Genomic DNA, 17,104 nt, shown 5'->3' on the forward strand with positions numbered 1-17,104 from the left:
GTTTCGCGATTACAACTGCACGCCGAACTTGCGCAACAAGGGCAGCATCGCCAGGTAACAAGCTGCGGTAACCGCAACGGAAATCGCGAGACTTAACCAGAAGTTCAGTCCTTGCCTGAGCAGTATCGGAAGCAGCAGAAACAGGATCAGGGATGGCAATACCAGCCAGAATATCTGGCTGGACAGCTCGGCAATACGTGCGGATTCAGCGCCCTCGACGTGCATCCACATGAACGCCAGCAAGGAAGTGAGCGGTATTGCAGCAAACAAGGCGGCGAAGCCGGTACTCCGTTTGGCGATCTCCGCTATCGCCACGATGACGAATGCGGAAATCCCTACCTTGAGCACGTAGTAAAGCATCAGTGTTAAGCCGCCTCCAGCTTCGCTACCGCATCCTGCTTGGTCAGCAAAGTGATCAGCGTCGCCAACTGGTCGCGCATCTGGCGCCTGTCCACGATCATGTCGATGGCACCGTGCTCCAGCAAAAACTCTGCGCGCTGGAAACCGTCCGGCAGGGTCTCGCGCACAGTCTGCTGGATCACGCGCGCACCGGCGAAACCGATCAGCGCACCGGGCTCGGCAATAACCACGTCACCGAGAAAAGCAAAACTGGCCGAGACACCGCCCATGGTGGGATCGGTCAACACGGAAATGAAGGGCAATCTGGCTTCGCTCAATTGCGTGAGCGCAGCGCTGGTCTTGGCCATCTGCATCAATGACAGCAGTCCTTCCTGCATGCGCGCGCCGCCGCTGGCTGAAAAACAAATGAAGGGGCATTGCTGTTCCAGCGCAACCTGCACGCCGCGCACGAAACGTTCGCCGACGACGGAGCCCATCGAACCGCCCATGAAATCGAACTCGAATGAGGCGGCCACGACAGGCAGGGCATGGATACTGCCCTGCAGCACGATCAAGGCATCGTCCTCATCGGTCTTCTTTCTCGCCTCGACCAGACGGTCGCTGTATTTTTTCTGGTCCTTGAATTTCAGCGTATCGACCGACAACACTTCGGCGCCGATCTCGAATCGGCCTTCGTTATCCAGCAGCCAATCCAGACGAGTGCGCGCGGTGATGCGGTGATGGTGATTGCACTTGGGGCAGACACTATGGTTCTTTTCCAGGTCGGCGTGATACAGCACGGCCTGGCAGGACGGGCATTTGTGCCACAAGCCGTCAGGCACGCTCTTTTTGATGTCTGCACTTTCGCGGCGCTTGATCTTGGGGGGTAACAGTTTTTGAAACCAGCTCATGTTGCTCTCCTCTTATTGATCGATTGCTAGACGCAATTCTTTCACCAATTTGCCCACATTGGCGACTACATTTTGTGCGGTCGAATTTTCGACTTCCTGCACGATGCGGCTGCCCACCACCACGCCATCGCACAATTTGGATACAGCCCTGGCTGTCGCCGCATCGCGGATGCCGAAGCCGACGCCGATGGGCAGTTTGATGTGTTTGCGCAGTTGCGGGATTTTTTGCTCGATGGCCGACAGGTCAAGGTTGCCCGCACCGGTCACGCCCTTGAGCGAAACGTAATACACATAACCGCGCGCCAGCTTGGCGACTTGGGCTATGCGTGCCTCGTTGGTGGTCGGCGCCAGCAGGAAAATGGGCGCGATGTTGTGGCGTTGCAGATGCTCGAACGCTTCGTGGCTTTCTTCCGGCGGAAAATCCACGGTCAGCACGCCGTCCACGCCGACTTCCGCGCAACGCCGGGCGAATGCTTCCCACCCCATCGCCTCGATCGGGTTGCCGTAACCCATCAACACCACCGGGGTGGTCGTATCCTGTTTGCGAAATTCCGCCACCATCGACAGTACGCCGCGCAGCGACATGCCGTGTTTGAGTGCACGTTCGGAAGCACGCTGGATCACCGGGCCGTCCGCCATCGGATCGGAGAATGGAACACCCAGTTCAAGCACATCCGCACCTGCCGCCACCAACCCATGCATCAGCGGCACGGTGAGTTGCTGCGACGGATCACCTGCGGTAATAAAGGGGATGAGCGCTTTGCGCTGCTGCTGTTTGAGTTTGGCGAAGGTTGTGTCGATGCGACTCATAGCGTGATTCCTTTGATACGAGCCACGGTGTTCATATCCTTGTCGCCTCGGCCGGAGAGATTCACCAGCAACACTTTGTCTTTGGCCAAAGTCGGCGCCAATTTCATCGCATACGCCAAGGCATGGCTGGATTCCAGCGCGGGGATGATGCCTTCGAAACGGCACAGCGCATCGAACGCGGCCAGTGCCTCGTCGTCGTTGATCGCAACATATTGCGCACGACCCTGATCCTTCAACAGGCAATGCTCGGGACCGACGCCGGGATAATCCAGACCGGCAGAGATGGAGTGCGTCTCGATGATCTGGCCGTTCTCGTCCTGCATCAGGTACACCTTGTTGCCGTGCAGCACACCCACCTTGGCGTTCGCGGTAAGCGGCGCGGCATGCTGTCCGCTGGCGATACCGTGACCACCCGCTTCCACGCCGATGATCTGCACGCTCTTTTCCTCGATGTAGGGATAGAACAGGCCGATGGCGTTGGAGCCGCCGCCGACGCAGGCGATCACCGCATCCGGCTGGCGTCCGATCATTTCCGGCATCTGCACCTTGGCTTCGTTGCCGATCACGCACTGGAAGTCGCGCACCATCATCGGGTACGGATGCGGGCCCGCCGCCGTGCCGAAGATGTAGAACGTGCTTTCAACGTTGGTGACCCAGTCGCGGATCGCTTCGTTGCACGCATCCTTGAGCGTCTTCGAGCCGCTCTCCACCGGCACCACTGTTGCGCCCAGCAGCTTCATGCGGAACACATTGGGCGCCTGGCGCTGGATGTCCTCCGCCCCCATGTAGACGATGCATTCCATGCCGAAGCGTGCTGCCACCGTCGCTGTCGCCACGCCGTGCATGCCCGCACCGGTTTCCGCGATCACGCGCTTCTTGCCCATGCGCTTGGCCAGCAAGGCCTGGCCGATGGCGTTGTTGATCTTGTGCGCGCCGGTATGGTTCAGGTCTTCGCGCTTCAGGTATATCTGCGCACCGCCCAGGCTCTCGGACAAACGCTTGGCATGATAGATCGGACTCGGACGGCCGACGTAATGTTTCAGTTCGTAGGCGAATTCGGCCTTGAATTCGGGATCGTCGCGAAAACGCAGATACTGCTGGCTCAATTCTTCCACGGCCGGAATAAGCGTCTCGGCCATATAGATACCGCCGAATTGGCCAAAGTGCCCCGTGCTGTCTGGATAGTTATACATCTGCTCGTTTGACCTCATTGATGAACGCGGCGATCTTCGCCGCGTCCTTGATTCCTTTTGCAGCCTCCACGCCGCTGGATACATCCACCGCGTAAGGCCGCACTTGCGTGATCGCTGCTGCAACATTGCCCGTATGCAAACCGCCGGACAGGATCACCGGCAACGGCAGACCTTGCGGAATGAGCGTCCAGTCGAACGACTCGCCGGTGCCACCCTGCACCCCCTCGATGAAGGCATCGAGCAACAATCCCCGCGCAGCGGAGTAACGAGCCGCGCATTGTATCAAATCCACCCCGTTCCTGACCCGGATCGCCTTGAGATAGGGCTTGCCGAACTGCGCACAGAACTCGGGTTCTTCTTCACCGTGGAATTGCAGCATATCCAGCGGAATCTGTGCCAGGATTTCGCGCACATATTCAACGGCTGGATTGACGAACAATCCAACCATAGTGACGAAGGGGGGAATGGCACGCGCAAGTTGCGCCGCTTGCTGCAAGCTGACGTGGCGCGGACTTTTCTCATAGAACACCAGACCGAGCGCATCCGCACCATTGCTGACCGCGGCCAATGCGTCCTGCCCGCGCGTGATGCCGCAGATTTTTATCCGTGTTCTGGTGTTTCGGTTCATTTGAATGCTTCAACTCAAAATCAAGATGGCATTGTACCTTGAGGCAGGCCCCACTTCGCATCGTAGGTGATGTGACGCAAATAAAGGCCATCCGGGGCAAAGGTCGGCGCCGCGAACTTGCGGTCGCGCCCTACCAGCACCTCGCGCACCCACTGCGGAGGGTATTTGCCCTTTCCTACATACAACAGACAACCAAGAATGTTGCGCACCATATGATGCAGGAAGGCATTGGCCGTCAGATCGAAAATGATCGTGTCGCCCTGCTGCCGGATATCGAGCTGAACCAGGTTCTTCACAGGGGTCTTGGCCTGGCATTGCGAGGAACGGAAAGCGCTGAAGTCGTGCTCGCCCAGCAGGAATTGCGCGGCGGACTGCATCGCTTCAACATCCAGCGGCGCGTGAAACCAACCCACCTTGCCGTGATGTACCGCACTGCGCGAAGGACGGTTGACAAGCACATACTGATAGCTGCGTGCCTGCGCAGAAAAACGCGCATGGAATTCATCCGCAACGGGATGCGCCCATAACACGGCAATATCCTGCGGCAGCAGTGCATTTGTTCCGCGCACCCATGCACTGAGCGGCCTGCTAGCGTCCGTATCGAAATGCACGACCTGCTCCAGCGCATGCACACCGGTATCGGTGCGTCCCGCAGCAAGGATGGCGATGTTTGCGCCCGCAATTTCACCCAGCGCCGCTTGCAACGCAAGCTGCACGTTCGGCACATCGGGTTGGCTCTGCCATCCGTTGTAAGCACTGCCGTCGTATTCCACGCCGAGCGCGATCCTCATCGCCACACTCCCGCCAATACTGCCCCACCCAATACCAGTATCAAGGCATCGACAATGCGAAACGGATGCAATTGCAATTCGATATGCTCTGCTCCGCTTGTCGCTGGCTGCATGGCAGCCCGGATGGTAAAGCGCCAATCGCTCGCCGTATCGCGCATGGTCGATTCGGCATATTCCAGCGTCAGCGCCAAACGCACGGCGATGCGTTCACGCGACAGGCCTAACCAGCGTAGCGGATATGCCAGAGTGTAAAGACCACTGATGAGCAGTGACTGCGGCAACAGCTCCAGCAGGATCGCCAGCCCTGACAGCACGCTCAACAAGCGGCCCAGTTGCAACATTCCGTCCTGCAGGCCTTCCCAGGTTGGTGAAATAGCACCAAGTTTCCCCCACACGGCGGCGCCCGGTGTCGTAAAGGCGTATATCAACAACAGGGAGAACAATATCCAGCGTGTGCGCCGGAGCAGACTCAGCAATTGCTTGGCGCAAAGTTTCAATGCCAATCCGAACAATACAGTGCTCAGTGCCAGCAAAGCCATGGGCTGCAAGCGTTGCGCCAGCAAGGCAAGCAACACCCAGACAAGTATCTGAACAGCGGGATGTGGAATGAGTTTCATATCGTTCAAATGAAAACGGCAGCCGTGAGGCTGCCGTTCAATTAACTCCGGCAAATTACAACTGCTGCATCAGAGTTTGCGCGGACTCACGCTGCTGATCGTCGCCATCGCGTAACACCTCTTCCAAAATTTCGCGCGCACCGGCTGCATCGCCCATTTCCTGGTATGCCTTGGCCAGATCGAGCTTGGTGGCAACTTCCTGCCAATGTTCGTTCTTCGGCTCAGCAACTCCAGCCCCCGAAGGGGTCCTCAGGTTGTCCATGTTCAAACTGATCTCACCCAAACCCAGATCAGGAGCAGGCGCGACTGTTTTCACCGGACTTTCCAACGGGAAATCGAGCGTAAATGCGAGCCCCTCATCTTTCGACGGCGCGGTCGGTGCAGGCGTTGCGGAAACCGGCACCCTAGGGTGGGTCGCGGTCACATCGAACACCAGATCATCCATACTCAGCGCCGTCGTATCCTCATGCGCTCCTCCCGCAGGCTTCATCGCAGGGAAGCCCGGATTAGTTCCGGTGATGTCAAAATCCATTGGCGTTGATTGAGTAGCGCTGTGCAAAACATCCGACGACATGATGGCGGTCGTCTCTTGCGATGTCGGCGCTTCGAGCACTATCGTGTTTTGATTGGCGAACGCGGATGCAGCAGGTGCCGCTGCACCGAAACCCAGATCGAAGTCCACCGTTGGCGCAACCGCCTCAATTTTCTTCTCGGCGGCAGGTGCTGCACTGGCGTCACCACCATAGAACGGATTGCTTGGATCCAGCTCCCGTCCCATCGAAACAGCCTGACTCCATGCAGACTCATCGCCGGACTCTTTGATCTCGCGTGCGTAACTATAGAAAGAATTAGTGTCCTTGCGCGTCGAATAAATGGAAAGCAGTTTGAGCTTCACCGGAATATTGTTCGGATTCTTTTTCAGTGCTTCTTTAAGAACTTCTTCAGCCTGAGCATCGCGTCCGAAAGTCAGAAACAGATCGGCTTCGCCAATGGGGTCAACCTCTTCCGAATCGGAACTTGCGGCTACAGCAGCTGTTTGGGCAGCGGCAGTGAAATCACCGGTGTCCGGGGAAGGCGAGACCGGAGCCGCGATACGCCCGGTTGTACTTCCTTCGTCTTGATCTTTCTTCTTTGCTGGCGCTTTATTCTTGCTGCCACCCTGTTTGCGGCGACGCGCCACTACGAAGCCCAGTCCACCCAAAGCCAGCAGTAACGCTGCACCGGCCGCAAGATAGAGCGGCTCTTCCATCACTTCATCAATCAGGGATGGTTGTTCAACAACCTTCGGAGGAACCACAATTCTGGGCTTGGCCGCAATCGCACTGCTTGCCGGTTTCGGGACAGAGGCTGTATTCATCGTGACCGAGCTGACCGGTTCCGATGCAGGTACCGATGCGGATTCCTTTTTCAACTCTGCCAGCTTTTTCATGTCCTGTACGTTCTTTTCCAGGATCGCGGTACGTTCTTGCGCTTCTTTCAAAGCCTTGCTCTTGGCAATAGCTTCCTCTTCCTTGGCGATGGCCTTCTCTTGGGCAGTGGATTTTCCCGCTCCGACAGCCTTGTCATTCGGTGCTTCGCCCTTGGAAAGCTTCAGCACTTCTTTGGCCGGCTCCTTCGTTGAAGCCGATTTATCGGTTACTGCCGTGCTGATCTTGCCCGCCGCCTCTTGTTTACCTGCACTCTCTGTTCGCGCCGTGCGGGCTGCAGCCAGTTTTTGACGGTATGCATTCCAATCCGCTGCTTGTACGCGTATTTCTTCTACCGCATCAGCCTGCGGCATCTTCTGGACAGCGTCGTTTTGCGGGATATTCAGTATCTTTCCGGCCCTGATCCGGTTCATGTTGTGTGCATCGAACACACCGGCGTTTTCACGATACAGCGCGACGAGCATACGCTCCAGACTGACATTGTCAGGCTTGATTTGTGCTGCAATTTTGGCAAGTGTGTCACCGCGCATAACGACAATTTGTTCGGGTGCCGTAGCAGGTGCGGCTTCCGCCAGCGACTCTTCCTTGCTTAGAGCATCCTGCTTGATTGGTGTCGTCTCAATGGGCGCCACCGCGACCGGAGCACTCGCCTGCGCCAACTCTTGCTCGGCTGGCGCAGCTTCAGCCGGTGCTGCAGCAACTGCACTTTCCGCGGCAGGTGCAACAACTGGGTTTCCAGCGGCAACAGGTGTTTCCACCACGGGCTGAGCTTCAACAGGCTGGGCTTCAACAGGCTCGGAAGCTGCAACAACAGGAGCAACAACAGGTTCGCTCGCAGCAACAGGCGCGGGGGGAACAGCGGCAGGTACTGCCAAAACCGGCTCGATAGGTTTGACTTCTTCCGCCTTGGGTTGCTCCGGTTTGTAATCGACCGGGTCAAGAAGGAAAGTGTATTCACGCAACAATTTTCCCGAGGACCAAGTCAACTCGACCATTAGCGTGACAAATGGATCGTTCACTGGCTGGGCAGTCGTCACCTTGATATAGGAGTCACCGTTGGCACGCTCTTCAACCTGGAACTTGATTTTTGGGACATTGTAAGGAAAGTCGACGCCCGCGTTCTTATAGGCTTCTGCTGAAGCCAATTTGGCTTTGATGCTGGATTTGTCAGCCTTGTCGACGGAAACTACTTCGATCTCTGCTTTCAGAGGCTGCCCCAGTGCAGAAGTAACATTAATCCCGCCTAATCCCGCCGCGTAGACGATACCAGACCCAGCCAAGCAGGCTATATAAACTGACGCTTTTAGAATTGATTTCAGCACGCCGCCACCCTATTTGTTGTCCCAGACGTTATTCAGATTAACATCATAGGGTTAGTGATGCAAGCTCACTTTTCCCTTAAGTTCGTGCGTTAACCACCAGTAAAAAACCGGATTTACCTTACCCTAACTACTTGCCCAACAAAATTCTGAGCATGCGGCGCAACGGTTCCGCTGCGCCCCAAAGCAATTGGTCTCCGCAAACGAATGCGCTTACATATTCCGGCCCCAACTCCATCTTGCGTACGCGCCCGACAGCCACGTCCAGCTTGCCGGTCACGGCAACCGGGGTCAGTTCACGCACCGAGATTTCGCGCTGGTTCGGTACGAACTTGACCCACGGATTGCCCCCCTTGATGAGCGCTTCAATTTCGTTCAACGGAACATCTTTCTTCAGCTTCAGCGTCAACGCCAGACTATGACAGCGCATCGCTCCGATACGAACGCACAAGCCATCCACCGGAATACGCCGGTTCGTTCCCAGTATTTTGTTGACCTCGGCACAGCCCTTCCATTCTTCCTTGGACTGGCCGTTGTCGAGCTGTTTGTCGATCCAGGGGATCAGACTGCCCGCGAGCGGTGCACCAAAATGTTCGGTTGGCATCTTGTCCGAGCGCAACGTCTCCGCCAGACGGCGGTCGATGTCCAGAATGGCCGACTTCGGATCGGCCAGCAGATCCGCCACCGAGTTGTAGGCCACCCCCATCTGGTTCAGCAGTTCGCGCATGTTCTGGGCACCCGCGCCGCTGGCTGCCTGATACGTCATGGACGATACCCACTCCACCAGACCTGCATGGAACAAGCCGCCAAGACCCATCAACAGGATGCTGTTGGTACAGTTGCCGCCGATGAAATTCTTGCCGCCATTCGCCAGAGATTTCCTGATCAGGTCGAGATTCACCGGATCGAGGATGATGACCGCGTGATCTTCCATACGCAGCGTGGAAGCTGCATCGATCCAGTAGCCTTGCCAACCTACAGCACGCAGCTTGGGAAATATCTCGGTGGTGTAATCGCCGCCCTGGCAGGAGATGATGGCGTCCATCGCCTTCAGTTCGTTCAGGTCATGCGCATCCTTCAATGGCACGCCGCGGCCTTCGGCAGGCGCTACACCGCCCGCATTCGAAGTGGTGAAGAACACCGATTCAAACAGCTCAAAGTCCTTCTCTTCGCGCATGCGTTGCATGAGTACCGAACCCACCATGCCGCGCCAACCGATCAGTCCTACTTTCATTTCTTTTCCTTCGTTAAACCGGGAAGGGATCGCACCTGCGGTGCTCAAGGGGCAAGGGAGAAGGGTGAATACTGCTGCACCGCCTTTACCCTTCTCCCGATCCTCTTCTCCCTACTCAATTAATCACAGGGCTGCGACAACCGCATCACCCATCGCCTTGCAACCGACTTTCTTCATGCCTTCTTCATAAATGTCGCCGGTGCGCAGGCCTTGCTGCAACACCTTGCGCACCGCCGCCTCGATGCGCTGAGCCACATCCGCACGGGCAAACGTATATTGCATCATCATCGCCACCGACAGGATCGTCGCCAGCGGGTTGGCGATATCCTTTCCGGCGATGTCAGGCGCAGAACCGTGGCAAGGTTCGTACAGCCCCTTGTTGTTCGAATCCAGCGACGCCGACGGCAGCATGCCGATGGAACCGGTCAGCATCGACGCCTCGTCCGACAGGATGTCGCCGAAGATGTTGCCGGTCAGGATCACGTCGAACTGCTTGGGCGCACGCACCAGCTGCATCGCGGCGTTGTCGACATACATATGCGAAGTGGCGACTTGCGGATATTCCTTCGCCACTTCGGTCACGATCTCGCGCCAGAACATGCTGGTATCCAGCACATTGGCCTTGTCCACCGAGCACAGTTTTTTGTTGCGCTTCATCGCGATCCGGAAGCCGACATGCGCCACGCGACGGATCTCCGATTCGCTGTAGAGCATGGTATCAAAACCCTGGCGTTCGCCATTGTCCAGCGTGCGGATGCCGCGCGGCTGACCGAAGTAGATATCGCCCGTCAGTTCGCGCAGGATCATGATATCCAGGCCGGACACGATATCCGGGCGCAGCGTCGACGCGCTCACCAGCTCGGGATACACCATCGCCGGACGCAAGTTGGCGAACAGCCCCAGCCCCTTGCGGATGCGCAGCAAGCCCTGTTCGGGACGCTGCGGGCGCGGCAGATTGTCGTACTGGTAGCCGCCCACGGCACCGAGCAGCACCGCGTCGGAAGCTTTCGCCAGATCCAGCGTCGCTTCCGGCAACGGGTCTTTCGCCGCATCGTAGCCGGCGCCGCCGATAGGCGCGTATTCCATCTCGATCTTCAGTCCGTCACTGCGCAATGCTTCCAATACCCTGACCGCCTGGGCGACGATCTCGGGCCCGATGCCGTCACCCGGCAATACTGCTATCTTCATTTGGTTATCCCCGGAAAATTACGCATACAGCCATGGCTGCGCCGCGCGGTGTTTCGTTTCATAAGCCCTGATGTCTTCCACATGCTGCAAGGTGAGCCCGATATCGTCCAGACCATTCAACAGGCAATGCTTGCGGAACGCATCCACCTCGAACTTGTATACCGTGCCGTCCGGCGTCGTGATGTCCTGCCGTTCCAGATCGACCTTCAATCTGTATCCGGCGTTGGCCTCGACCGCCTTGAATAAGGCATCGACTTTTGCCGCCTCAAGCTTGATCGGCAACAGGCCGTTCTTGAAACAGTTGTGAAAGAAAATGTCGGCATAACTCGGCGCGATGATGACGCGGAAGCCGTAATCTTCCAGCGCCCACGGCGCATGCTCGCGCGAACTGCCGCAACCGAAGTTCTCGCGTGCCAGCAATATCTGCGCGCCCTGGTAGCGCGGCTGGTTCAGCACGAAGTCCTTGTTCAACGGGCGCTCGCTGTTGTCCATGCCGGGCTCCCCGTGGTCGAGGTAGCGCCATTCGTCGAACGCGTTCGGGCCGAAACCGCTGCGCTTGATCGACTTCAGGAACTGTTTCGGGATGATCGCATCGGTATCCACGTTGGCCCTGTCCAAAGGCGCGACCAAACCATCGAGCAACTCGAATTTACGCATCACTTGCTCTCTTTCTTCAACTTTTCGCCGCCCTGTTCCATCTTCTTGCCGACCCATTCTCCGGCCTTTTTGAGCCCTTTAACCGTAGCGTCAGCCCCCTTCTCGATGCCGCGTCCGGCGGCTTCGCCGCCTTTTTTCACGCCATCGCCGATCTTCTTGGGCAGACTCTTTTCCTCTTCGGCTTGTGCAAGCTGCACCGTCATCAACAACGCCAGCAAAATGAATATTCGTTTCATGATTCACTCCTTGCTTACATCAATGAAATGTCCTGCGATCGCCGCTGCTGCAGCCATCGCCGGGCTGACCAGGTGTGTACGACCACCCTGCCCCTGACGGCCTTCGAAATTGCGATTGGAAGTTGCCGCGCAACGTTCGCCCGGCGAAAGACGGTCATCGTTCATCGCCAGGCACATCGAGCAACCCGGATCGCGCCATTCGAAGCCGGCCTCGATGAACACCTTGTCCAGCCCCTCTTTTTCCGCTTGCGCCTTCACCAGGCCGGAACCGGGCACCACCATCGCCAGCTTCACATTCGCGGCGACTTTCCTGCCCTTGGCCACGGCTGCCGCTGCGCGCATATCCTCGATGCGGCCGTTCGTGCACGAGCCGATGAACACCTTGTCGATCCTGATCTCGCCGATCGGCGTGTTGGCTTTGAGATCCATGTAGGCCAGCGCACGCTCCCAGTCGCTGCGCTTCACCGCGTCCGGAGCGGATGCCGGGTCCGGCACGCGCCCGTCGATGGACGTCACCATCTCGGGCGACGTTCCCCAGGTCACCTGCGGACGTATGCCGGCCGCATTCAGTTCCACCACCGCATCGAACTGTGCGCCTGCCTCGGAATGCAAAGTGCGCCAATACGCCACCGCCTTGTCCCATTGCTCGCCCTGCGGCGCGAACGGACGACCCTTGATGTAGGCGAAAGTCGTTTCATCCGCCGCCACCATGCCCGCGCGCGCACCGGCTTCAATCGCCATATTGCACAAGGTCATGCGCCCTTCCATGCTCAAGGCACGGATCGCGCTGCCCGCGAATTCAATGGCATAGCCGGTACCACCTGCGGTGCCGATCTTGCCGATCACGGCGAGTGCGATATCTTTGGCGGTCACCCCTTTGCCCAGAGCGCCCTCCACCTTGACCAGCATGGCCTTCGATTTTTTCGCCACCAGGCACTGCGTCGCCATCACATGCTCGACCTCGGAAGTGCCTATACCGTGGGCCAGCGCCGCGAACGCGCCGTGCGTGCTGGTGTGCGAGTCGCCGCATACTACCGTCATGCCCGGCAAGGTGGCACCCTGCTCCGGCCCGATCACATGCACGATGCCCTGGCGCGCGTCGTTCATCTTGAATTCGGTCACCTTGAATTCGGCACAATTGGCGTCCAGCGTCTCCACCTGCAAACGCGACACCGGGTCGGCGATGCCCGCCGCACGGTTCGTGGTCGGCACATTGTGATCGGCCACCGCCAGGATGGACGAGGTACGCCAGAGCTTGCGCTGCGCCAGTTTCAGGCCTTCAAATGCCTGCGGACTGGTCACTTCATGCACCAGATGACGGTCGATGTACAGCAACGCGGTGCCGTCGGCTTCCTGCCGTACCACGTGAGAATCCCAGAGTTTGTCGTATAACGTTTTTGTGCTCATTTTCACACCTCGATTTAGCGGGTAATTATGCCACAGCGGCGGCGGCGTCCCAAACCGCGACGATACCGTCACAGATACTTGCGGGCTGGCAATCGCCCAAAACACGGGGCGCTGCGCCCGGAAAGCCCAAGATCACCCCGATCTTGAACTTCGGTTCTCGTCCAACAAGTTACGCTGCCTGCCTTTGGATCAATCTTTGCAGGGATGACTCAGCCCGGTTGATCCCGCTCACCAGCGCCTTGATCGAAGCAGTAACAATATTGGAATCCAGCCCTACGCCGTAGCACCCGGCACCCCCCTCCATGTTCGCGATCTCCATGAATGCGCATGCGCGCGCATCACCCGCCTCACTGCTTGCGCTCATTGAGCGCTCTTCATAGCTGCGGACTTGAACGCCGAACCCGGCGCTTTGCAAGGCGTGGACAGCCGCATCGATGGGGCCATTTCCTTCGCCCGTCAGCAAGTGCGACGTACCGTGAATCTCCACATTCAGCCTTATGCCTTGTGCCGAGCCATGCTCGAACAGATGATGTTCCCTGTAGCGCACGGGTTCCGAGGTTTCCAGATAGGTCGTCGAGAACAGTTGCCATATCTCCACAGCACTGATCTCTCCGCCGTGGCTGTCGGTATGTTTTTGCACGACACCGGAGAATTCGACCTGCAAGCGACGCGGCATGACAATCCCGTACTCCGTTTCCAGCAAGTAGGCAATGCCGCCCTTGCCGGACTGGCTGTTCACCCGGATCACCGAATCGTAGCTCCGCCCGACATCCTTCGGGTCGACGGGAAGATAGGGTACATTCCAGAATTCGCCGGGCTGCTGGACCGCAAAGCCCTTCTTGATCGCGTCCTGGTGCGACCCGGAAAAGGCGGTAAACACCAGATCCCCGACATATGGATGGCGCGGATGTATGGGCAACTGGTTGCAATGCTCGACGGTGCGCGCCACAGCGTTGATATCCGAAAAATCCAGGCCGGGGGCTACGCCCTGCGTATATAGATTCAAGGCCAGGGTCACGATATCCACGTTGCCGGTGCGCTCCCCATTGCCGAAAAGGCAACCCTCGACGCGGTCGGCGCCGGCCATCAAGCCAAGCTCGGCGGACGCCACGGCCGCACCCCGGTCGTTATGCGTATGCAGGCTGAGCACGATGCTGTCGCGCCGCGCAAGATGGCGGTGCATCCACTCGATCTGGTCTGCATAGACATTGGGCGTGGCCACCTCGACGGTAGTGGGAAGATTGATGATCACCTTGTTGGACGGCGTCGCGCCCCAAGCCGCAGTCACGGCATCACAGATCTCGAGGGAAAAATCGAGTTCGGCAGCGGTGAACGTTTCCGGGCTGTACTCCAGTACCCACTCCGTTTCCGGCTGTTCTGCGGCCAACTGCCTGACCAGCTTCACGGCTGAAACGGCCATGTCGACGACCTCCGCTTTGCTCATGCCGAAGACGACGTCGCGGAAGGTTTTCGAGACCGGGTTATAGACGTGCACAATGGCACGCCGCGCCCCCCGGAGCGATTCCATCGTGCGCCGGATCAGGTGCTCGCGCGCCTGGGTCAGCACTTCGATCGTCACATCCTCGGGAATGTGGCCGCCCTCGATCAGTTCGCGCACGAAATTGAAATCGGTGGCGGACGCCGAAGGGAACGCCACTTCGATCTCCTTGAAGCCGATGTCGCAGAGCATGCGGAACATGCGCATCTTGCGTTCGCCGTTCATCGGCTCGAACAGCGACTGGTTGCCGTCGCGCAGATCGGTACTCATCCAGATCGGCGGTTGGGTGATGGTGCGGTTCGGCCATTGACGGTCTGTAAGATCGACTGGCGGAAACGGCCTGTATTTGGTTTCGGGATGTTGCAACATGATGATCACTCCTTAAGTAATTTGGATAAGAACTCAATGAGTTACATATTAATAAAACGCCCACGGCAGATGCTTGCGTAATTCACCCTAAAAATTGACTTATTGGCAACAATATTGCGCATAATTGCGATATATTTATATACATATGCCAAGCAATTCACATCTAAGGAAATATCATGCAACTCGATCCCTACGATTTACAGATATTGCGGGTATTGCAAGAGGATGGGCGCATCAGCAACCAGGATTTGGCCGACCGCATCAGCCTCACGCCTTCGCCTTGCCTGCGCCGATTGCACGCGCTGGAGGAAGCGGGACTCATCACCGGATACCGCGCGCTGCTGGACGCCAAGAAACTTGGCCTGTCGTTGATGGCCCTGATCCTGATCTCGATGGACAAGCACACGCCCGAACGTCTGGGCAACTTCGAGGCGAAAGTGGTGGAAATCCCGGATGTACTGGAATGCCTGCTGATCACGGGGCAGGATGCGGATTACCAGCTCAAGGTGGCGGTCAGGGACATGGATGCCTACCAGGAACTGCTGCTCAACCGCATCACCCGTATCGAGGGCGTCACCGGCGTGCACTCCAGCTTTATCTTGCGCCGGGTGGTAGACAAAACTGCGCTGCCGCTTTGATCAGGGCTGATGGCTGTTTACCGCCATGTTACGCAGCTTCCACCACATCAATAGCAACCCCAACAGCGCCGCACCCGCACTGAATGTGTACAAAGCGCTCGCACCCCAGTGCTGCCAGATCGGGCCGCTGGCCAAACCGCCCAGCATGCCGCCCGCGCCATAGGAGATGCTGCCATAAAGGGCCTGCCCCCTGGATTGGTGCTTCCCCTGAAAGAACTGGTGCACCAAGCCCAGCGCACTGGCGTGGTATGCACCGAAGGTGAGCGCATGCAACATTTGCGCAAACAACAGCAGCACCACCCAATCCACGGCCCATCCGATGAGCAGGAAACGCAATACAGCAGCGCCGAAGCTGACCAGCAGGATGCGCGTGAACCCAAAGCGTCGCGCCAGCGCAGGCATCAGGAAGAACACGCCGATCTCGCATATCACGCCCAAAGCCCATAGCCCGCCTACTGCGCTCTTGGAGTAACCGTGTTCGACCAGATAGATGGAATAGAAGGTGTAGTACGGACCATGCGCGACCGACATCAGGAAGCATGCGCCGAACAACGCCAGCACGCGCGGTTGCAGCACGATCTGGCGGATAGGCTGGTGGTCGGTGTGATGTGCAAGCACTTCGGTCGCGGGCAACTGGCGCGCAAATACCAGAATGCCGAGCTCGCAAACCAATCCCGCCCACAACAGCCAGGCAATGGCGACATAGTCGAAGGCGAAACCCAATCCCACCACCGTCAGGATGAAGCCGATGGAGCCCCAGGAGCGGATGCGCCCGTAATGCGCCGCATTCTTGCCCAAATAACTGAGCGTGGTCGCCTCCACCAGCGGCATGGACGCGCTCCAGAAGAAACTCATAAAAGCCAGCACCAGGAATGACCCCCAGAAACTGGTGGTGGCGAATACCCCGAGATAGAACAGCGCACTCAAGGCGGACGCCACTTGCACCACCAGCAAGCGCTTCCCCGAACGATCGGCCAGCCAGCCCCAAATGCTCGGCGCAATCATGCGCATGACCGGCTGGATGGACATCAGGATGCCGATCTCGATGACATCGAAGTGTATGGATTTGAGATACAGGCTCCAGTAGGGCGAGAACATCCCCACGAAGGCGTAATAGAAGAAATAGAAGCCGGCGATGCGCCAGTGGTAGTTCTTGGTGGTGGACATAACAGACGGGCAACTGAACGGCACGCATTATCTCATGCAAAGAAATATTTTCGTCACGGCACTTGAAATCGAAATCCCCGCCCCAATTACGCACCAGTCGAAATAAGGAGAGCAGCATGGCACAGAACGATAACACCCCGCAGAACGAGCAGCCACAAGCCAACACTGAAACTCCGGCCGAGGCCATACCCAGCCTGGAAGAGATGCTGAAGGCGTCCGAACTCAAGGCACAGGAACACTACGATGCCTGGATGTATGCCAAGGCCGAGGGCGAAAACATCCGCCGACGCGCTGCCGAAGATATCAGCAAAGCACAGAAATTCGCCGTGGAGCGTTTTTCCAACGAGATGCTGGCAGTAAAGGACAGCCTGGAAGCCGGCATGGCCGTGCAGACCGACAATATCGAGAGCTTCAAGAGCGGCATGGATCTGACGCTGAAACAGCTTTCCAGCGTGTTCGAGAAGTTCAACATCAAGGAAATCAACCCGGTCGGCGAAAAACTCGACCCGCACAAGCATCAGGCCATCGGCATGGTGGAAAGCGAGCAGGAAGCCAACACAGTAGTCAACGTCATGCAAAAGGGTTACTCGCTGAATGACCGTGTTTTGCGCCCGGCACTGGTCATGGTCGCCAAGGCAAAAGAATAATAAAGCACTTGAAATATCCAATGCCGCC

Annotated in this window: 17 protein-coding genes; 2 read left to right on the forward strand and 15 right to left on the reverse strand. The window is 57.8% G+C overall.

All coding sequences use genetic code 11. The features are described 5' to 3' along the window. Positions 1-9: 9 nt before the first annotated feature. From QOY30_RS10895 to leuA, 14 genes are all read right to left on the reverse strand, one after another. Positions 10-360 (reverse strand): DUF3147 family protein, encoded by a 351-nt coding sequence (locus tag QOY30_RS10895; protein ID WP_283744642.1) that lies wholly within the window; start codon positions 358-360, stop codon positions 10-12. A 5-nt stretch (positions 361-365) separates the two neighbouring features. Then, positions 366-1,250: an acetyl-CoA carboxylase, carboxyltransferase subunit beta gene (gene accD / locus QOY30_RS10900; RefSeq protein WP_283744643.1), complete on the reverse strand. Its 885-nt coding sequence runs from the start codon at positions 1,248-1,250 to the stop codon at positions 366-368. Positions 1,251-1,262: 12 nt separating this feature from the next. Continuing rightward, positions 1,263-2,060, reverse strand: coding sequence for a tryptophan synthase subunit alpha (trpA, locus tag QOY30_RS10905; protein WP_283744644.1), 798 nt, complete (start codon positions 2,058-2,060; stop codon positions 1,263-1,265). Next, positions 2,057-3,271, reverse strand: coding sequence for a tryptophan synthase subunit beta (trpB, locus tag QOY30_RS10910; protein WP_283744645.1), 1,215 nt, complete (start codon positions 3,269-3,271; stop codon positions 2,057-2,059). Before trpB ends, trpA begins: the two co-directional genes overlap by 4 nt. Beyond that, a complete protein-coding gene (locus tag QOY30_RS10915) occupies positions 3,246-3,881 on the reverse strand; it encodes a phosphoribosylanthranilate isomerase (RefSeq protein WP_283744646.1) in 636 nt (211 codons plus the stop codon). Before QOY30_RS10915 ends, trpB begins: the two co-directional genes overlap by 26 nt. 20 nt (positions 3,882-3,901) lie before the next feature. Next, positions 3,902-4,672, reverse strand: coding sequence for a tRNA pseudouridine(38-40) synthase TruA (gene truA / locus QOY30_RS10920; RefSeq protein WP_283744647.1), 771 nt, complete (start codon positions 4,670-4,672; stop codon positions 3,902-3,904). Next, entirely contained in the window at positions 4,669-5,289 is a 621-nt protein-coding gene (locus tag QOY30_RS10925) for a CbiQ family ECF transporter T component (RefSeq protein WP_283744648.1), read from the reverse strand. Before QOY30_RS10925 ends, truA begins: the two co-directional genes overlap by 4 nt. 55 nt (positions 5,290-5,344) lie before the next feature. Next, the gene (locus QOY30_RS10930) at positions 5,345-7,996 is read right to left on the reverse strand and encodes a motility hub landmark protein FimV (protein WP_283744649.1); all 2,652 of its coding nucleotides are present in this window, start codon (positions 7,994-7,996) and stop codon (positions 5,345-5,347) included. Between the two features lie 169 nt (positions 7,997-8,165). Next, a complete protein-coding gene (gene asd, locus QOY30_RS10935; RefSeq protein ID WP_283744650.1) occupies positions 8,166-9,269 on the reverse strand; it encodes an aspartate-semialdehyde dehydrogenase in 1,104 nt (367 codons plus the stop codon). Positions 9,270-9,392: 123 nt separating this feature from the next. Continuing rightward, the gene (gene leuB / locus QOY30_RS10940; RefSeq protein ID WP_283744651.1) at positions 9,393-10,457 is read right to left on the reverse strand and encodes a 3-isopropylmalate dehydrogenase; all 1,065 of its coding nucleotides are present in this window, start codon (positions 10,455-10,457) and stop codon (positions 9,393-9,395) included. Between the two features lie 18 nt (positions 10,458-10,475). Then, a complete protein-coding gene (gene leuD, locus QOY30_RS10945) occupies positions 10,476-11,114 on the reverse strand; it encodes a 3-isopropylmalate dehydratase small subunit (protein ID WP_283746058.1) in 639 nt (212 codons plus the stop codon). Then, positions 11,114-11,350 (reverse strand): hypothetical protein, encoded by a 237-nt coding sequence (locus tag QOY30_RS10950; protein ID WP_283744652.1) that lies wholly within the window; start codon positions 11,348-11,350, stop codon positions 11,114-11,116. The genes leuD and QOY30_RS10950 overlap by 1 nt, the downstream gene beginning before the upstream one ends. A gap of 3 nt (positions 11,351-11,353) precedes the next feature. After that, positions 11,354-12,757 (reverse strand): 3-isopropylmalate dehydratase large subunit, encoded by a 1,404-nt coding sequence (gene leuC / locus QOY30_RS10955; protein ID WP_283744653.1) that lies wholly within the window; start codon positions 12,755-12,757, stop codon positions 11,354-11,356. A gap of 169 nt (positions 12,758-12,926) precedes the next feature. Beyond that, positions 12,927-14,624 (reverse strand): 2-isopropylmalate synthase, encoded by a 1,698-nt coding sequence (gene leuA / locus QOY30_RS10960; RefSeq protein WP_283744654.1) that lies wholly within the window; start codon positions 14,622-14,624, stop codon positions 12,927-12,929. 176 nt (positions 14,625-14,800) lie between these two features. On the opposite strand from leuA, the gene QOY30_RS10965 reads away from it, so the two are divergent. Then, positions 14,801-15,262 (forward strand): Lrp/AsnC family transcriptional regulator, encoded by a 462-nt coding sequence (locus QOY30_RS10965; RefSeq protein ID WP_283744655.1) that lies wholly within the window; start codon positions 14,801-14,803, stop codon positions 15,260-15,262. Here QOY30_RS10965 and QOY30_RS10970 read toward each other — a convergent pair whose 3' ends face one another. Beyond that, positions 15,263-16,429, reverse strand: coding sequence for an MFS transporter (locus QOY30_RS10970; RefSeq protein WP_283744656.1), 1,167 nt, complete (start codon positions 16,427-16,429; stop codon positions 15,263-15,265). Between the two features lie 62 nt (positions 16,430-16,491). Here QOY30_RS10970 and grpE point away from each other — a divergent pair, with 62 nt between their 5' ends. Beyond that, positions 16,492-17,076 carry a nucleotide exchange factor GrpE gene (grpE, locus tag QOY30_RS10975; protein ID WP_283744657.1) on the forward strand — a complete coding sequence of 195 codons (585 nt, stop codon included), beginning with the start codon at positions 16,492-16,494 and terminating at the stop codon, positions 17,074-17,076. Positions 17,077-17,104: the final 28 nt, after the last annotated feature.

Origin of the sequence: Sideroxydans sp. CL21, from assembly GCF_902459525.1 — a bacterium.
Lineage (GTDB): Bacteria > Pseudomonadota > Gammaproteobacteria > Burkholderiales > Gallionellaceae > Sideroxyarcus.